Annotated in this window: 15 protein-coding genes; 6 read left to right on the top strand and 9 right to left on the bottom strand. The window is 47.3% G+C overall.

Annotation, left to right across the window (positions count from 1 at the left end; translation table 11 throughout):
* The first annotated feature begins 351 nt into the window (after positions 1-351).
* From proB to PAEAM_RS08925, 6 genes are all read left to right on the top strand, one after another.
* A complete protein-coding gene (gene proB / locus PAEAM_RS08950; RefSeq protein ID WP_076317457.1) occupies positions 352-1455 on the top strand; it encodes a glutamate 5-kinase in 1104 nt (367 codons plus the stop codon).
* A 238-nt stretch (positions 1456-1693) separates the two neighbouring features.
* Positions 1694-2941, top strand: a complete 1248-nt coding sequence (locus PAEAM_RS08945; RefSeq protein ID WP_100527254.1) for a glutamate-5-semialdehyde dehydrogenase — start codon at positions 1694-1696, stop codon at positions 2939-2941.
* 36 nt (positions 2942-2977) lie between these two features.
* Positions 2978-3838, top strand: coding sequence for a pyrroline-5-carboxylate reductase (proC, locus tag PAEAM_RS08940; RefSeq protein ID WP_036671976.1), 861 nt, complete (start codon positions 2978-2980; stop codon positions 3836-3838).
* Positions 3835-5058, top strand: coding sequence for a 2,3-diketo-5-methylthiopentyl-1-phosphate enolase (locus tag PAEAM_RS08935; protein WP_076317454.1), 1224 nt, complete (start codon positions 3835-3837; stop codon positions 5056-5058). The genes proC and PAEAM_RS08935 overlap by 4 nt, the downstream gene beginning before the upstream one ends.
* Positions 5055-5732, top strand: a complete 678-nt coding sequence (locus PAEAM_RS08930; protein ID WP_100527253.1) for a 2-hydroxy-3-keto-5-methylthiopentenyl-1-phosphate phosphatase — start codon at positions 5055-5057, stop codon at positions 5730-5732. The genes PAEAM_RS08935 and PAEAM_RS08930 overlap by 4 nt, the downstream gene beginning before the upstream one ends.
* A 3-nt stretch (positions 5733-5735) precedes the next feature.
* Positions 5736-6389 (top strand): methylthioribulose 1-phosphate dehydratase, encoded by a 654-nt coding sequence (locus PAEAM_RS08925; RefSeq protein ID WP_076317453.1) that lies wholly within the window; start codon positions 5736-5738, stop codon positions 6387-6389.
* Between the two features lie 151 nt (positions 6390-6540).
* On the opposite strand, the gene PAEAM_RS08920 is transcribed toward PAEAM_RS08925, so the two are convergent.
* The 9 genes from PAEAM_RS08920 to PAEAM_RS08880 all read right to left on the bottom strand — a co-directional run bounded on the left by PAEAM_RS08920 (position 6541) and on the right by PAEAM_RS08880 (position 15416).
* Complete coding sequence (locus tag PAEAM_RS08920) at positions 6541-7842, bottom strand: multi-tm2 domain protein (protein WP_100527252.1); 1302 nt, start codon at positions 7840-7842, stop codon at positions 6541-6543.
* Between the two features lie 28 nt (positions 7843-7870).
* Positions 7871-8323 (bottom strand): hypothetical protein, encoded by a 453-nt coding sequence (locus tag PAEAM_RS08915; RefSeq protein WP_100527251.1) that lies wholly within the window; start codon positions 8321-8323, stop codon positions 7871-7873.
* A complete protein-coding gene (locus PAEAM_RS08910; RefSeq protein ID WP_165789864.1) occupies positions 8316-8948 on the bottom strand; it encodes an RNA polymerase sigma factor in 633 nt (210 codons plus the stop codon). The genes PAEAM_RS08915 and PAEAM_RS08910 overlap by 8 nt, the downstream gene beginning before the upstream one ends.
* Positions 8949-9063: 115 nt before the next feature.
* Entirely contained in the window at positions 9064-9768 is a 705-nt protein-coding gene (locus tag PAEAM_RS08905) for a DnaD domain-containing protein (RefSeq protein WP_100527249.1), read from the bottom strand.
* 20 nt (positions 9769-9788) lie between these two features.
* On the bottom strand, positions 9789-11084 hold the full coding sequence (gene asnS, locus PAEAM_RS08900; RefSeq protein ID WP_017687752.1) for an asparagine--tRNA ligase: 1296 nt from the start codon (positions 11082-11084) through the stop codon (positions 9789-9791).
* A gap of 101 nt (positions 11085-11185) precedes the next feature.
* Positions 11186-12391 carry an acetate/propionate family kinase gene (locus PAEAM_RS08895; protein ID WP_100527248.1) on the bottom strand — a complete coding sequence of 402 codons (1206 nt, stop codon included), beginning with the start codon at positions 12389-12391 and terminating at the stop codon, positions 11186-11188.
* Complete coding sequence (locus tag PAEAM_RS08890; protein WP_100527247.1) at positions 12388-13260, bottom strand: 3-hydroxyacyl-CoA dehydrogenase family protein; 873 nt, start codon at positions 13258-13260, stop codon at positions 12388-12390. Before PAEAM_RS08890 ends, PAEAM_RS08895 begins: the two co-directional genes overlap by 4 nt.
* A 133-nt stretch (positions 13261-13393) precedes the next feature.
* Positions 13394-14896 carry an AAA family ATPase gene (locus PAEAM_RS08885; protein ID WP_047843540.1) on the bottom strand — a complete coding sequence of 501 codons (1503 nt, stop codon included), beginning with the start codon at positions 14894-14896 and terminating at the stop codon, positions 13394-13396.
* The gene (locus PAEAM_RS08880) at positions 14889-15416 is read right to left on the bottom strand and encodes a hypothetical protein (protein ID WP_100527246.1); all 528 of its coding nucleotides are present in this window, start codon (positions 15414-15416) and stop codon (positions 14889-14891) included. Before PAEAM_RS08880 ends, PAEAM_RS08885 begins: the two co-directional genes overlap by 8 nt.
* Positions 15417-15515: the final 99 nt, after the last annotated feature.

Raw genomic sequence — 15515 nt, 5'->3', positions numbered from 1 at the left:
GATAACCCCTTTGCATATGCCAAGTTTCCATGGTATGTTATAAGAAATATTGAACGAAACGTGATGACGGGACCAGTAAGAGAATATCAGTCGCGCCCAGAGAGTAAATTCCACCCTGCTGAAAGAATTTACCGCGGCTCTTCTCTGAAACCTACCCCTGAGCGGCCTGTTACGTGCAGGACAGTGCCTTCTGTTACAGGGCATGAAGCCGGATGATCTAATCATCAATAAAGGTGGTACCGCGGAAGTAACGAACTTTCGTCCTTTTTAACTAAAGGGCGGGAGTTTTTTTTGTACCCGCTAAAGCCTGCTCCAGAAGCACTTATTAATCATGTTTAAGGAAGTGAAACCATGACTTCACGTATTGTAGTTAAGATTGGAAGCAGCTCGCTTACAACGGAAGAAGGCGGTCTGGATCGCAGTTCGATCACTTTTTTTGCCGGAGAAATTGCAGCATTGGCTGATCAGGGTCATGAAGTACTTCTGGTCACCTCAGGAGCGGTAGCGGCCGGATTCCGGGAGATCGGTTACCCTCAGCGCCCCAAACTGCTGCATGAGAAACAAGCCGCAGCGGCCGTTGGTCAGGCATTACTGATGCAGGCATATCAACAGGCTTTTGCAGCGCACCGCGTTACTACGGCGCAAATCCTGTTAACTCGTACAGACTTTCACAGTCGTAAACGCATGGGTAACGCAGGTATGACCGTAGAAGAGCTGCTTAAACAGCGAGTGATTCCGATTTTTAATGAGAATGATACGGTATCGGTGGACGAATTGAAGTTTGGTGATAACGATCTGTTGTCCGCATTGGTTGCAAACCTGGTGAAGGCTCAGCATCTGATCATTCTTACCGATACCAACGGCCTGTACACCGCAGATCCGCGCAAAGATCCATCTGCCGTGCGTTACGACCGTATCCCCGAGATCACGGCGGAGATCTACGCTTTTGCCGGCGGTTCAGGTTCAGCGGTTGGCACAGGCGGAATGCGATCCAAAGTCGATGCAGCTAAGGTAGCTACACGTGGAGGCGTACCCGTATTTGTGGGAAGTGTGAAAGAACCCGGAGATATGCAGAAGGCAGTTGATGGCACGGGCAAAGGAACTTACTTTGAGACACGACTCGCTTCGTTATCCCGTAAAAAGCAGTGGCTGGGCTTCATGTCTACTCCGCTGGGAACCGTCGTTGTGGATGATGGTGCTGAAGAAGCACTTGTCCATGGGGGCCACAGTCTTCTACCTGTAGGCGTCAAGCGGGTACTGGGAACTTTCCATGCAGGAGACGTCGTAGAGGTCATTGGTATGGATGAAACCTTGCTCGGTCGCGGTATTGTCAATTATGATGATGACCAGCTTCGACTCATTGCCGGACTTCCCAGTGGCGAAGTGATGAAACAACTCGCTAGCATCCACAGACTTGAAGTTATTCATAGAGACGAATGGATTACGTTAAAATAAACTTGAAGCAATATTAAGTTAGACTAATCATTTACACGTAACGGAGAGGACAGAAAAAACCTGAAAAAGCGGAGCGTTCGCCTTTATCCTCGGATTTTCCCTTTAGAAAAGGGAATCGAAAAAATCTGGGGATAACAGCGATTGGAAGGTTATTCTGTCATCGTAGTGTCTGTGTGAATAATCTTTAGTCCAACATGTGGTTGAAATTTTAACTTTATATATATGAGGAGGAATTACGATGAGTGAAGTCAGAGAAAAAGCGAGCAAAGCCCAAGCAGCGGTTCCACAGCTGAACCGATTGAATACAGAACAGAAAAATACGGCCCTGCGTGTCATGGCAGATGCTTTGATTAAGGAGACGGATTCCATCATTACGGCAAACGCCGAAGATCTGGCACGAGGCAGAGAACAAGGCACGCCAGAATCCATGCTGGATCGTCTCGCACTTAATCCAGAGCGGATCGCAGGCATTGCTGAAGGGTTACGTCAGATTGCAGATCTGCCTGATCCAGTCGGCGAAGTGTTAGAGACATTTACCCGTCCAAACGGATTACATGTTGAAAAATTAAGAGTGCCGATTGGCCTGATTGGCATCATCTACGAAGCTCGTCCTAATGTAACTGTAGACGCAGCCGGATTATGTCTTAAAACAGGTAATGCAGTGCTTCTGCGCGGCGGTTCCTCTGCCCTGTCCTCCAATCGTAAAATTGTGGAGGTGCTGCATCAGGCACTCACAACGACAGACATGCCTGCTGATGCTTTGCAATTGGTTGAAGATGCAGATCGTGCTTCCGTAGATGAGATGCTCAAGTTGAACGGACTGCTGGACGTCATCATTCCACGCGGAGGAGCTTCCCTCATTCGTAATGTGGTTGCCAACGCAACGGTACCTGTCATCGAAACTGGAGCGGGCATTTGCCATACCTATGTGGATGAATCAGCCGATCCAGTTATGGCAGCCGAAATTGCCATCAATGCCAAGGCACAACGTCCATCCGTATGTAACTCCATGGAAACGTTGCTTCTGCATACCGCATACGCGGAAGAGCATCTGCCTGCTCTTGCCGAGCAATTCCGTGAGGCCAATGTGGTCTTGAAAGGTTGCGACACGGTGCGCCGTCTTGTTCCTTCTGCCCTTGAGGCAACCGAGGAAGACTATGCGACCGAGTACAACGACTATATTTTAAATATCCGGGTGGTCGAGAACCTGGACGAAGCGATGCAGCACATCGCACATTACGGAACCAAACATTCCGAGTGTATCGTAACCCGGGATACAGCCCATGCAGAGCGCTTCATGCATGATGTGGATGCAGCAGCCGTCTATCACAATGCGTCCACACGTTTCACCGACGGGTTTGAATTTGGCTATGGAGCCGAAATCGGAATCAGTACCCAGAAACTGCATGCACGTGGACCGATGGGACTACCAGCACTGACATCAACCAAATATCGGATTACAGGCAATGGACAGATTCGTCAATAATATCCCAGCACCAGTTATATAGGAGGAACGATAAATATGAGTCAAGAGCAACAGACGTTACTACAACAGAAGATTACTTTCCACGGAGCAGGCGCGATGGCTGAAGCCATCGTGCGCGGACTGATCTCCCGCCTAGTCGTTCGTCCTCAGGATATTACGATGCTGAACCGCAGCAACCAGAAACGTCAGGAGGAGCTCAGCACCCGTTATGCTGTACATACCGGAACTGCCTCGCAATCCTTGGATCACCTTGCCTCCACTCCGGTCATTGTACTCTGTATGAAACCCAAAGATGCTGCCGCAGCGCTGCGCGAACTTGGGCCACTGTTATCACCGGATCAACTGATCGTATCTGTCATTGCCGGATTATCAATCCGCACGATGCAGTCCTTGCTTGGTCGTAAACAACCGATCGCGAGAACCATGCCGAACACATCCAGTACCATTGGACTCGGTGCAACCGGGCTTGCCTTCTCTGCGGAGATTACGGATGAACAGCGTAGTACGGTGATGACAATGTTTGAAGCGGTTGGTATCGTAACCATCGTACCTGAAGATAAACTCGAAGTGCTCACTGGGATTTCCGGAAGCGGCCCTGCTTATGTATACTATTTAATGGAGGCCATGATTGCCGCAGGTATTCGTGGTGGCTTATCCAGCCAGCAATCTCGTGATCTTACTGTTCAGACGGTGCTGGGCGCGTCACGTATGGTACAACAAACCGGTTTGGAACCGATGAAGCTTCGTAGTGATGTGACATCCCCGGGAGGGGCGACCCAAGCAGCACTGAAGACGCTGGACGAAGGAGATTTCTTTGAAAATGTAATCGCAGCCGTCAACCGCTGTGCAGAGCGCTCACGGGAGATGGGAGCTGCTTTGGAAGGGGATTTAAAATGAATAACATGTGCACAGCCACATATCGTCTGCATGATGATCATGCAGACTTTCGCAAGAAGGCTCAGTCTATCGCGATTGGCATGACCGTGGGTAGCTGGACTGAGTTGCCGCAAGCCCAGCGTGAAGCGATGCAGAAACATCTGGGTGAAGTAATCAGCGTAGAAGTAAATGAAGCTGAAGGAATAGCTGCGGGTGAGCGTTACGCCGATATTACCATCGGATATCCTGATGTTAACTTCAGCCGTGATATCCCTGCCCTGCTCGTGACGGTCTTTGGCAAAATCTCAATGGATGGCCGGATCAAATTAACAAAGCTTGGTTTCTCGGATGGCTTCCTCAGTGCATTCCCTGGACCCAAGTTTGGACTGAATGGTGTTCGTGATCTGCTTGGTGTGCATGATCGTCCACTGTTAATGAGTATCTTTAAGTCAGTTATCGGACTGGATGCAGATGAACTGCGTGAACAATTTATTCGTCAGGCCCTTGGGGGCGTTGATCTGATCAAGGACGATGAGATTCTGTTCGAAAATAAATTGACACCTATCGAAAAAAGAGTCGAGGTCTGCATGAAAGCTGCCGAACAGGCACGCCAGGAGACCGGCAAGAAACTTCTGTATGCAACCAATCTTACAGGACCTACATCTCGTCTGAAGCAACAAGCTGAACGCGCTATTGGTGCAGGAGCCAATGCCCTGTTATTCAACGTATTGTCTTACGGATATGATGTGCTGCATGAACTCAGCAGTGATCCTGACATCAATGTGCCAATTATGGCTCATCCTGCTCTTGCGGGAGCACTGTATCCTTCACCACATTACGGCATGTCGGCTTCGGTTGTACTTGGTCAGTTGATGCGTCTTGCAGGTGCCGATCTGGTGCTCTTCCCTTCTCCTTATGGTTCGGTTACGATGCCGAAGGAAGAAAATATGGCGATCACGGAGCAATTACTGACAGCTGATCTGCCTGTACGAACCAGTATGCCAGTGCCTTCAGCCGGCATCCATCCAGGCCTTGTACCACTCATTTTGCGCGACTTTGGCACGGATGTCATCGTTAATGCTGGTGGCGGTATTCATGGACATCCTATGGGCACTGAGGCAGGCGGACGTGCATTCCTGCAAGCCATTGAGGCAGCTCAACGTTCCATTCCACTCGCGCAGTATGCAACCGAGCATCCGGAGCTGAAAAGTGCATTGGATCTGTGGGGTGGCGAACGATGAGAAGTGATAAAAAAACAGTCATTTTCTGTGACTTTGACGGTACGATTACGCTCTCGGACAATATTGTCGCAATCATGAAACATTTCAAGCCTGAGGGCATTGAAGCGATTATGAAAGATACGATTGAGCAAAAAATCTCGCTTCGTGAAGGTGTTGGAGCCATGTTTGCTCTGTTTCCTGCATCGCAGAAAGATGAAATTGTGGAATTTGTGCTTGGACAAGCGGGCATCCGTGAAGGATTCAGCGAGTTTCTTGACTACGTTCGCAGCGAAGGGATCGAATTCAATGTGACCAGCGGGGGTATGGACTTTTTTATCGAACCGTTACTCGCACCATTTCATATCCCGCAGGATCATGTCTATTGCAACGGAGCTGACTTCTCGGGTGAAACCATTAAGATTGAATGGCCGAATCCCTGCCAGCCTCCTTGTGAGAATGGCTGCGGCATGTGCAAAACAACAGTCATTCGTACCTTCCCGGAAGAACAATACAATCGAATCCTCATTGGAGACAGTCTGACGGATTTTGAAGGTGCCAAAATTGCCGATCTCGTCTACTCCCGCTCCATTTTAACGGACAAATGTATTGAGCTGGGTGTGGACCATGTGCCATTCGCTACCTTTTACGATATCATCGAAGATATGAAACAGAAGCAAACACAAGGAGTGCTGTAAACGATGGGCTTTGAAAAGATTACATTGGAACACAAACGTCAGGTCCTTGAAGAACTGGCTGATATTAAAGCGTTGTTTGCCGGTCGTAACTGGTTCCCCGGAACAAGTGGCAATCTGTCGATGCGTGTAGGAGACTTTGACCCGGAGCAATTTTATTTTGCGGTTACCGCCTCAGGCAAAGACAAATCACTTCGCACTCCGGAAGACTTTCTTTTTGTGGACAAACACGGCAAAGCAATTGAAACAACAACGTTGAAACCAAGTGCCGAAACGTTGATTCATTGCGAAATCTATCGTTTGACGGGTTGTGGTGCTGTATTCCACGTGCATACTGTGTTTAACAACCTGATCAGTGAATTCTTTGGAGCAGATGGACACGTACCGATTCAAGGAATCGAGTTGATCAAGGCTTTCAACATTTGGGAAGAAAATGCGGAGATTCGTGTACCCGTCCTGCCTAACTTTGCAGATATTCCATCTATCGCTGAATTGGTGCCAGGTGTACTTGATGCCAACGTACCAGGAATTTTGCTGCGTAACCACGGCATATATGCGTGGGGCAAGGATGCTTTTGAAGCGAAACGTCATCTGGAAGCGTTCGAGTTCTTGTTCGAAGTGATGTACCGTCAACTTCTGCTGAAGGGCGCTACGAAATAGTATTCATTTATTCGAAATCAAAGCTGTACAACCAAAAACACGCCAGAGGCTGATATACATAGCCCTTGGCGTGTTTTTCTGTTATGGGATAACAGCGATTGAAAGGTTGCTCTGTCATCGTAGTGTCAGTGTAAATAATCTTTAGGTCACTCTACAGTCGATCATCCCGATCCTTGAATAAAAAGAGACTGTCTGCTCCCTCATCATTTCGATGAGCAGCACTTTGGATACCCGTCCCCCGTTGCTTGCCAAACAGCAGTTTCAAGCCGCCAAAAATGAGCAGCAAGGATACGATGACGGTGTTTAAATAGGAACGAATCTCGTATGTCATAAATGCATTAGGGAAGAGCTCATTCAGCTGTGGAATGACAAGCCGGATCGTCAGGTAATATAGACCCAGCGCGGCAATCCCGAAACCAATCAGACGCTGATGGCGGGCCCAGTCCTTGAAGATCGGTTGATCAACCAAAGGCTCGCGTCCATAACGACTGGAGCACTGTAGCCCGTCAAAGAAGCTGTAGAACCAGATTAACGGAATCATGAACAGAAACACAGATAAGTGAAGCAGGTCCAGAACATAGATGCTGCCCAGGAACAGGAACATTAATTGCATGCCTCTTTTTTGTAATCCCAGATATAGATGACCTGCACCTGGAAAAGCAGATAGCAGCGTTGCAAGCACTTTGCTACGTCGTCCGGCTACTCTGCCCATCTCCAATTCCTCGAATAATGTCCGATCCTGTAATATCTCACCAGCCTGCTTACGGTGGACGTGCTGCACCGCATCAAACATGCAGTATACCCATATTACGGGCAGTATGAGCAGAAACATTAAAAATACGGATTCATTGGTGATCGAAGCCACGAAAACCATCATGGCAAATGAACCAAAGAACGCCATCAGGAACGACAACCCACGATGTAACAATCCCAGATGAAGATGTCCCAATCCCGGAACAAATGAGAGCAAAATGGTGAAGAACCTTTCACCCTCACTGCCTTTTCGGTACATGGGTTGACCATAGGGGCCCTCAGGATGGCCATATTCACCACCTGGATGTTGATGCAGCTCATCTTCATTCATCTGCTCCATAGGCCCTTGCTGACCCATGTATGCTCCCTGGTAGGCTGCCCCTTGGTGTGGAGGCGCTCCATAAGCCGCACCGTATCCCCTATAATGTGCTTCTCGGGCAGAAGGTGTACGGAGCAGAACAATAACCATATCCAGCATGCTGATCCCCCAGAAGAAAGCAGCAAAAAGTGCACCGAAAATCAATAAATCTTGTTCATTAGTGACCATGGCTAACATGAATGAGCCAACAGCTGTTCCGAAGAAAAGCAATGGATAGATCACAGCCCTTGCAGCCCTTCCCCAATACATGAAACCGAGACCTGGTATCAGGTTTAATAGAAATGCGAGTAATTTGTTACGATCTGAGTGCACAGTCGTCATCCTTTCTTTTCAGGCAATGCGAAACTATTTATGGTTTAGGCTTGAGGTTATCCAGCCATGAAGTGGCTGCCTCCGTCCATTTCTCGGTAAATGACCCTCTGTGGTCGCCATCCTGGAACTTGTGATATGGTGCTACCTTGTCAAAAAGTCCAGACGAGAGGAAGATCAATGTCAAACAGGCCGCTACCGAGTAATGGAACACTTTATGATCAAGCCAGCGCCTGTTTCGCCCAGCACGGGATTTGCGTTCTACCTTGGGTGATTGAATGCCCTCAATCCGATGCATGACTGAATCCGCAAACCCTGTTGGGTCAAGTAGCGGAGGCAGTTCTCCATGGATACCAAGCGCTTCCAGATAGATGTCCATCGCATCCGGATCTTCCATCAGAAGCTGTTCCATTTGGTTCGCTTGAGTTTCACTCATATGGCCTTCAATATAATCAGTCCATTGCGCAGCGGTATACTTCTCCTGTTTACTCATACCATTCATCCTCCTTCCAATTTTTTCGAATCCACTGCCGGGCACGATACAAGCGGGATTCCACAGTCTTCACAGCCACCTGTGCATCACTGGCAATCTGCTCATAATTTTTTTCGCTTAGATAATACGCAGTGATAATGTCACGATGCTGAGCAGGCAACTGATTAATTCGTTCGCGAAGTTTATCCTGACGTTCTTCACGAACGAGACGGGTAAGAACGTCTTCATCCCGTCCGGGCATATTGATTATTTTTTCTTCTCCACCCAGATCCTCAGCAGTTCGTCTGCCCAGCTTGCGTTTGGCATCAATCGCTTTGTGAAAGGCAATTCGGGTTAACCACGTTTTGAAACCTTCAGAACGGTAGTCGGGGAGAGACTTATACATCTGTATGAACGCCTCCTGAGCTGCATCCTGTGCTTCCTGATCGTTCCTGAGTACGGAATAGGCCACATGGTATACATGCTGGCTATATTTATCAATCAGAGTACGCATCTGGGATGTATCTCCTTGACGGATTTGTTCGATTACGCGCGCTTCATCAATAACTCTCCCCTCCTCTCCAATATAATAGACGATAGCTTGTGCGTTAACCCCTGCGTGATCTATCAAATTTTTGTAAAACAAAATGAAATCATTGCCTGAAAGGTTGATGTTGCTGATCACTCATCCAATCTTTAATCCAAAAAAAACAGGCACAGAATGACTTCTGGCCTGTTTCTTGTCCCTGCCTACGCTGGAATTAACGTCCACCATTACGAAACCGCTGTGTGTACGCCTTCGCGTCTTGAACGGTCTTGACACGATTGCGACTCCACTCAAGTAGTATTCGATCGATATACCGGAAATGTACTTTGCCTGCAAAAACCGCTTCCTTCAGAGCCATTAGAATCAATTCCTCTTGATAACGGTCCTGATCCAACCAGCCGGATATCGTCTCGCACTCCATTGGAGAGAGCGGACGTCCAAATTCTTTTTCAAAGATGGAGAACATGTTCCGTTCTTCCTCTTCTTTTTGAACACTGTTCGAATCTTGACGTGCTGTATTGTTACTCTGCTGCTGCGCACGGAATGCGGCTACTTCTTCAGCAGTGCACTTTGCAAGCTTGGCATATAATCCATGTAAATCATATCGCTCGTACTGGATGTCCCGTTCTTCGTCACGGTGCTCGTCAATAGCAATATACCCATCCCTCATCAGACGTTGCAACATTCTGGCAATGCCTTCAGGTGCAAGTCCCATGCGCGCCGCAAGCTCTTCAAGCGTGGGAAACTCATTGAACTCTGCCTGACGGAACCCTAGCAGTTGAATCAGAAGAAGAACTTCTGCATCTGATAGACCAAGCTGGTGATAAAAACGTAACAAGGCATACGGCAGATGAGCTGTACCCGAAGTCATGCCATAAGCTGCTCCATCCAACCAAGCTTTGGATGTGGTGTCTTCCATAGACGCTCCTCGGTTAAACATTAAGGGTACAGACGATAGAGCATACGTGGGAATGCGATTGTTTCACGTACATGATCCAATCCACAGATCCATGCTACCGTCCGCTCCAATCCCAGACCGAAACCGGAGTGAGGAACCGATCCGTATTTACGTAAATCCAGATACCATTGGTAAGCTTCATCCGAGAGATTGTGCTCCTCAAAACGTTGTTGCATCAATTCCGGATCATCGATACGCTGCGAACCGCCAATAATCTCTCCGTAGCCTTCTGGTGCAATCATATCAGCACAGAGAACAACTTCTGGACGATTCGGATCTGGTTTCATATAGAATGCCTTGATTCCAGCAGGGTAATGCGTAATAAAGACGGGTGTATTGTACTTCTCAGCAATTGCTGTTTCGTGTGGTGCACCGAAGTCTTCTCCCCAAGGAATATCAAAGCCTTGTCCATGCAGGAATTCAATTGCTTCATCGTACGTAATACGCGGGAATGGCGCTACGATGCCTTCGAGTTTGGATACGTCACGACCGATAGATTCCAGTTCTGCACGGCAGTTTTTAACCACGGATTGAACGACATGAGCGATAAATTTCTCTTGTACGCGCAGACTTTCCTCGTGATCTACAAATGCCATTTCCGGCTCAATCATCCAGAACTCAATCAAGTGACGACGTGTTTTGGACTTCTCTGCGCGGAATGTTGGACCAAATGAATATACTTTGCCCAGCGCCATGGCTGCGGCTTCCATATACAATTGACCACTTTGTGTCAGATAAGCATCTTCATCAAAGTATTTGATGTGGAACAGGTTCGTTGTTCCTTCCGCAGACGATGGTGTCAAAATCGGAGGATCAACTTGTGTGAATCCGTTACCATCAAAGAACTGCTGAACAGCGCGAATAATCTCTGCACGAATCACCATAACAGCACGTTGCTTCGTAGAACGAAGCCACAGATGACGATGGTCCATCAAGAAATCAACACCATGCTCTTTAGGCGTAATTGGATAGTTTTCAGTCAGGTGAATGATCTCAACCCCTGTAACAGTCATCTCGTAACCGGACGCACTGCGAGGTTCTTCACGAATAATACCTGTAACATACAAAGAGCTTTCTTGTGTCAGGCTCTTGGCATTGTTCCAGATCTCTTCACTAACTTCACTTTTCACAACAACCCCTTGGATATATCCGGTTCCATCACGCAGCTGCAAAAACTGAATTTTACCGCTGGAACGTTTGTTGTTAATCCAGGCACCGATTGTTACGGTTTCGCCCACATGCTCGTTCACATTACGAATTACACAATTCGTATTCATGCCCATATCTCCCCTTGGTTCCTGAATTTGAAAATGCAGCGGGCAGGCTTATGCCTGTCCTCTGCACTTCCTTGTCATTCTATATTTACTTTACAGTTAGATTACTGAGAATTCAATACGATTCGGTGTGTATCGCGTGCAATTACCAATTCTTCGTTAGTTGGCACAACGAGAACTTCCACTTTGGAATTCGCTGTTGTGATCCGACGTGGTTCGCCGGAACGAATGGCATTCAGCGCTTCATCCAGTTCAACACCCAGATAAGTGAGCTGCTCACATACTTTTTGGCGAAGTACAACGGAGTTCTCACCTACACCAGCCGTAAAGACGATCACGTCTACACCGTTCATTGCAGCTGCATATGAGCCGATGTATTTACGCAGACGGTACTCGTACATTTCAAAAGCAAGCGTGGAGTTGGCATCGCCATTCTCCATACCTTCCGTAATCTCACGCATGTCACTGCTGATTCCGGAGATCGCAAGCAATCCACTGTGTTTGTTCAACATAGAGTTCACTTCGCTTACGCTCAGTTCTTCCTTGTTCATTACATAAGGTACGATGGCTGGGTCAAGGTCACCAGAACGCGTTCCCATCATCAGTCCTTCAAGCGGAGTCATACCCATCGAAGTATCAACGGATACGCCACCTTTAACTGCTGTTACACTACCGCCGTTACCGACGTGACAAGTGATAATTTTCAGCTCTTCCACTGGACGATCCAGATATTCAGCAGCTGCCTTGCTTACGAAATCATGGGAAGTACCATGTGCGCCGTAGCGACGTACTTTATATTTTTTGTAAAGTACACGCGGAATAGCATACAGGTAAGCTTTTTCAGGCATCGTCTGATGGAATGCTGTATCAAAGACCATAACTTGTGGCACACCAGGCATATTTAATTCAGCCGCACGAATACCCATCATTGCTGCAGGGTTATGAAGTGGAGCCAAGTCGAACAAACGACGAATTTCAGCTTTGGCAGCATCATCTACCAATGCAGATTCTTTAAATGCTTCACCACCGTGAACAACACGGTGTCCAACAGCTTGAATTTCACTTACAGAATCCAGTACACCATTTTCTTTGTGAGTCAAAATATCAATGACTTTACGGATCGCTGTTGTATGCTCCAGAATCTCACTAACTTCTGTAACATCCTCACGGCCTGTCGGTTTGTGTGTCAGGATGGAGGAATCCATTCCGATCCGTTCTACCAAACCTTTAGCCAGTACAGATTCGTCAGTCATATTATACAGTTGATATTTGAGCGAGGAACTTCCCGCATTAATTACGAGTACTTTCACAGTCGGTCACCATCCTTGTCGTACTTGAAGAATCCTTCGCCTGTTTTGGCACCCAGGTGTCCTGCACGCACCATTTTCTTCAGGACTGTAGAAGGACGATATTTCAATTCTCCGAATTCACGGAACATTCTCTCGAGTGCAGCTTCAACAGAATCCAATCCGAAACGGTCAGCCATTTCGAGTGGTCCATGTTGGAAGTTGTATCCGATACGCATTGCATCATCGATATCTTCAGCAGATGCAACACCTTCTTGCAATACATGCAACGCTTCGTTAATCAGCAGGCAGATCAGACGGGAAGTTACGAATCCAGGGGATTCATAAATCATGACTCCTTTTTTGTCCGCTACATCTTCAACAAAACGTCTGGTCTCTTCGAATGTTGTATCCGAAGTTTTCAGTCCACGAATAATCTCTACAAGATCAACCCGGGATACCGGGTGAATAAAGTGCATACCAATAACACGCTCTGGGTATTTGGTCGAGCTTGCAAGCTCGGTCAAACTCAGCGTGGATGTATTACTTGCAAGAATGACATTGCTTGGACAAACTTGGTCCAGTTGGCTGAATACTGCTTTTTTCGCATCCAGATCCTCTGAAATTGTCTCAATGACCATGTCGCAAGTTCCAAGTTCAGCTAAATGAGCTACCTTGGTAATACGGGAAAGAATTAATTTCTTCTCCGCTTTTGTAATCGCCCATTTCTCCAGTTGTTTATCCAGATTGGTTTCGATCATGTCATATGCATGATCCAGCTTTTGTGTTGTATGCTCCACGAGAAGCACATCAAGTCCTTTGGCTGCGAGCATCTGGGAAATACCTTGTCCCATCGTACCGCCGCCGACAACTCCTATTTTTTTGAAAAACATGGTTCTGCTCCATCCTTTCGGTTCTCTATTTCTCTATTGTACCCTGTTCGCCGAAAATTACAAATTTCGACCCAACATATAATAATATCTTAGCACGAGTGAAATGTAAAAAAAAATAACCAGCATAAATAAATTATGCTGGTAGAAGGGCACTGTCACGAAATTGACAACGAAATTGCTCGCCAGACAAAACTTCCTCACGTATCAAGATGTCGAGTGAATTGTCGAAAATTGTCCGTTGTTCTTCAAGTAACCGCTTTGTCTGTTCCATCAGTTCTTGCAGAATTAATTTATTCTCTCGCATCAGTTCCTCGGTTGTGACCATATCCATGTTCACAATCCCAAGTGAAGTCAACCCCGAAGCCATCATCGTCTGTACAACATTGGTTGCCTGATCAAAGTCATTGCGTGACCCTGTGGAACGACCACCGTAGTACATTTCCTCCGCAGCTGCTCCTCCGAGTGCAATCATAATCTGCTCTTCCAGAAAGCGCTTCGTATAGAGGAACTGTTCCTGTTGCGGGTTATGACGTACATATCCCAACGCCTGACCACGCGGACTAAGTGCCACCTGACTAACACTGCCTGGACGAACGAGTTCAGCCATAATGGCATGTCCCAACTCATGAATGGCGACCCTTTTCTTCTCTTCCACGCTCGACTCACGGTCTGTCTTCTCACCCATCATGACTTTATCAATAGCCAGGGACAGATGCCGCTGTTCGATGTTTAACAGCCCGTCTCTCATGGCGTATATCGCTGCTTCGTTCATCACACTTTCGAGCTGTGCACCGGAGAAACCATATGATTCTTCCGCTGTTTTCTCCAGATTAACTTCCTTCAACAGAGGTTTGTTCACCGCATGCAGTTCCAGAATATGCTTTCTGCCCTTTTTGTCAGGCAAGTCCACTTGAATGTGGCGGTCAAAACGTCCCGGTCGCGTCAGGGCGCTATCCAGCATCTCTTTACGGTTTGTTGCAGCGATAACCAGAATTCTTGGCGTATCGGAAGAATAGATTCCATCCATTTCCGTCAGGAGCTGATTCAGGGTCTGATCATATTCACGCTGTTGACCACCCTCACGTTTCCCCCCGATGACATCGATTTCATCGATAAAGATAATAGCGTTTTCCTTATTTTCCTTGGTGGCACGGGTTCTCGCGTCCTTGAACAAATCCCGAATTCTGCTGGCACCCACACCAACATACATTTCCACGAACTCACTACCCGATGCTGCTACAAAAATAGAATCGGTGTAATGGGCAGCAGCCTTGGCCATCAACGTTTTCCCTGTCCCTGGAGGGCCCGTCAGCAAGATCCCTTTTAACGGGCGAATCCCGAACTTCCGGATTTCTTCATGTTTGATCAGAAAGTCAAGCGCTTCACGCAATTCCTGCTTGGCACTGTCCTGTCCGCCAATTTCTTCAAAAGTAAGCTTGGAAGGTCCTTTTTTCTTCCGTTTACGTTCCTGTGCAGCGCCTACTGTAATCCCGCCACGCATTTGCATCATGAACAGCAAAGCTCCGACAAGCACTGCTGCAATCAGGATCGGAACAATATTAACACCAGTAAAAGCAAGGAAAATAATCAATACGGGAAAAAATCCGATGGCAACTTCTTTTGTCCACTTAGGCATTAGGCCACACTCCTATCTGACCGGGCACACGCGGCAGAATAATAAACTTGCTGGCATCTCCGTCTCTGAGACTGACATATACATTGTTGTCATCCATCGCTGTATTTACCTTCATTCCATTCGTCGCCATCTTGGACAACGTTGGTGTAATCTCGGTGTATTGCTTGTTCTCCATCGCCTGAGCTACGGTGAACATCGCATCACCCCACCAACTTTCCAGTGCTTCACTGGAATGATCCACAACATCCAACTTTAGTGAGCGTGTTCCAATCAGGGTCTGTCCTTCTTTGTGAATATATTGTACCAGTCTGCCCAAATCAACATCAGGTTGCAGATCCAGTTTCAATTGTACGTCATTGCGGTTAATAGTTAATTGAACGTCATTGACTCCATCGTACTGGGTTACCATTTTTTCAATCGGATTCTGCACGGCCACTTGACGATATACAAACCAACCTCCAAACAACACAACGGCTGAAATGACGGCAGTTATAGCAATAGGCAATACTTTTAGCTTCAAGTGAATTACCCCTCCCAGATTTTGGCCCAACCTACTGGCTTATTGGTATATACGAATATGTGCACATTGACTCCTGCGAGAATTTCGACAGGATTATTT

The organism is Paenibacillus sp. GM1FR, assembly GCF_002803315.1.
GTDB lineage: Bacteria > Bacillota > Bacilli > Paenibacillales > Paenibacillaceae > Paenibacillus > Paenibacillus amylolyticus.
Note: the sequence above shows the minus strand (reverse complement) of the source record. Positions and strands in the feature narration are given on the sequence as shown.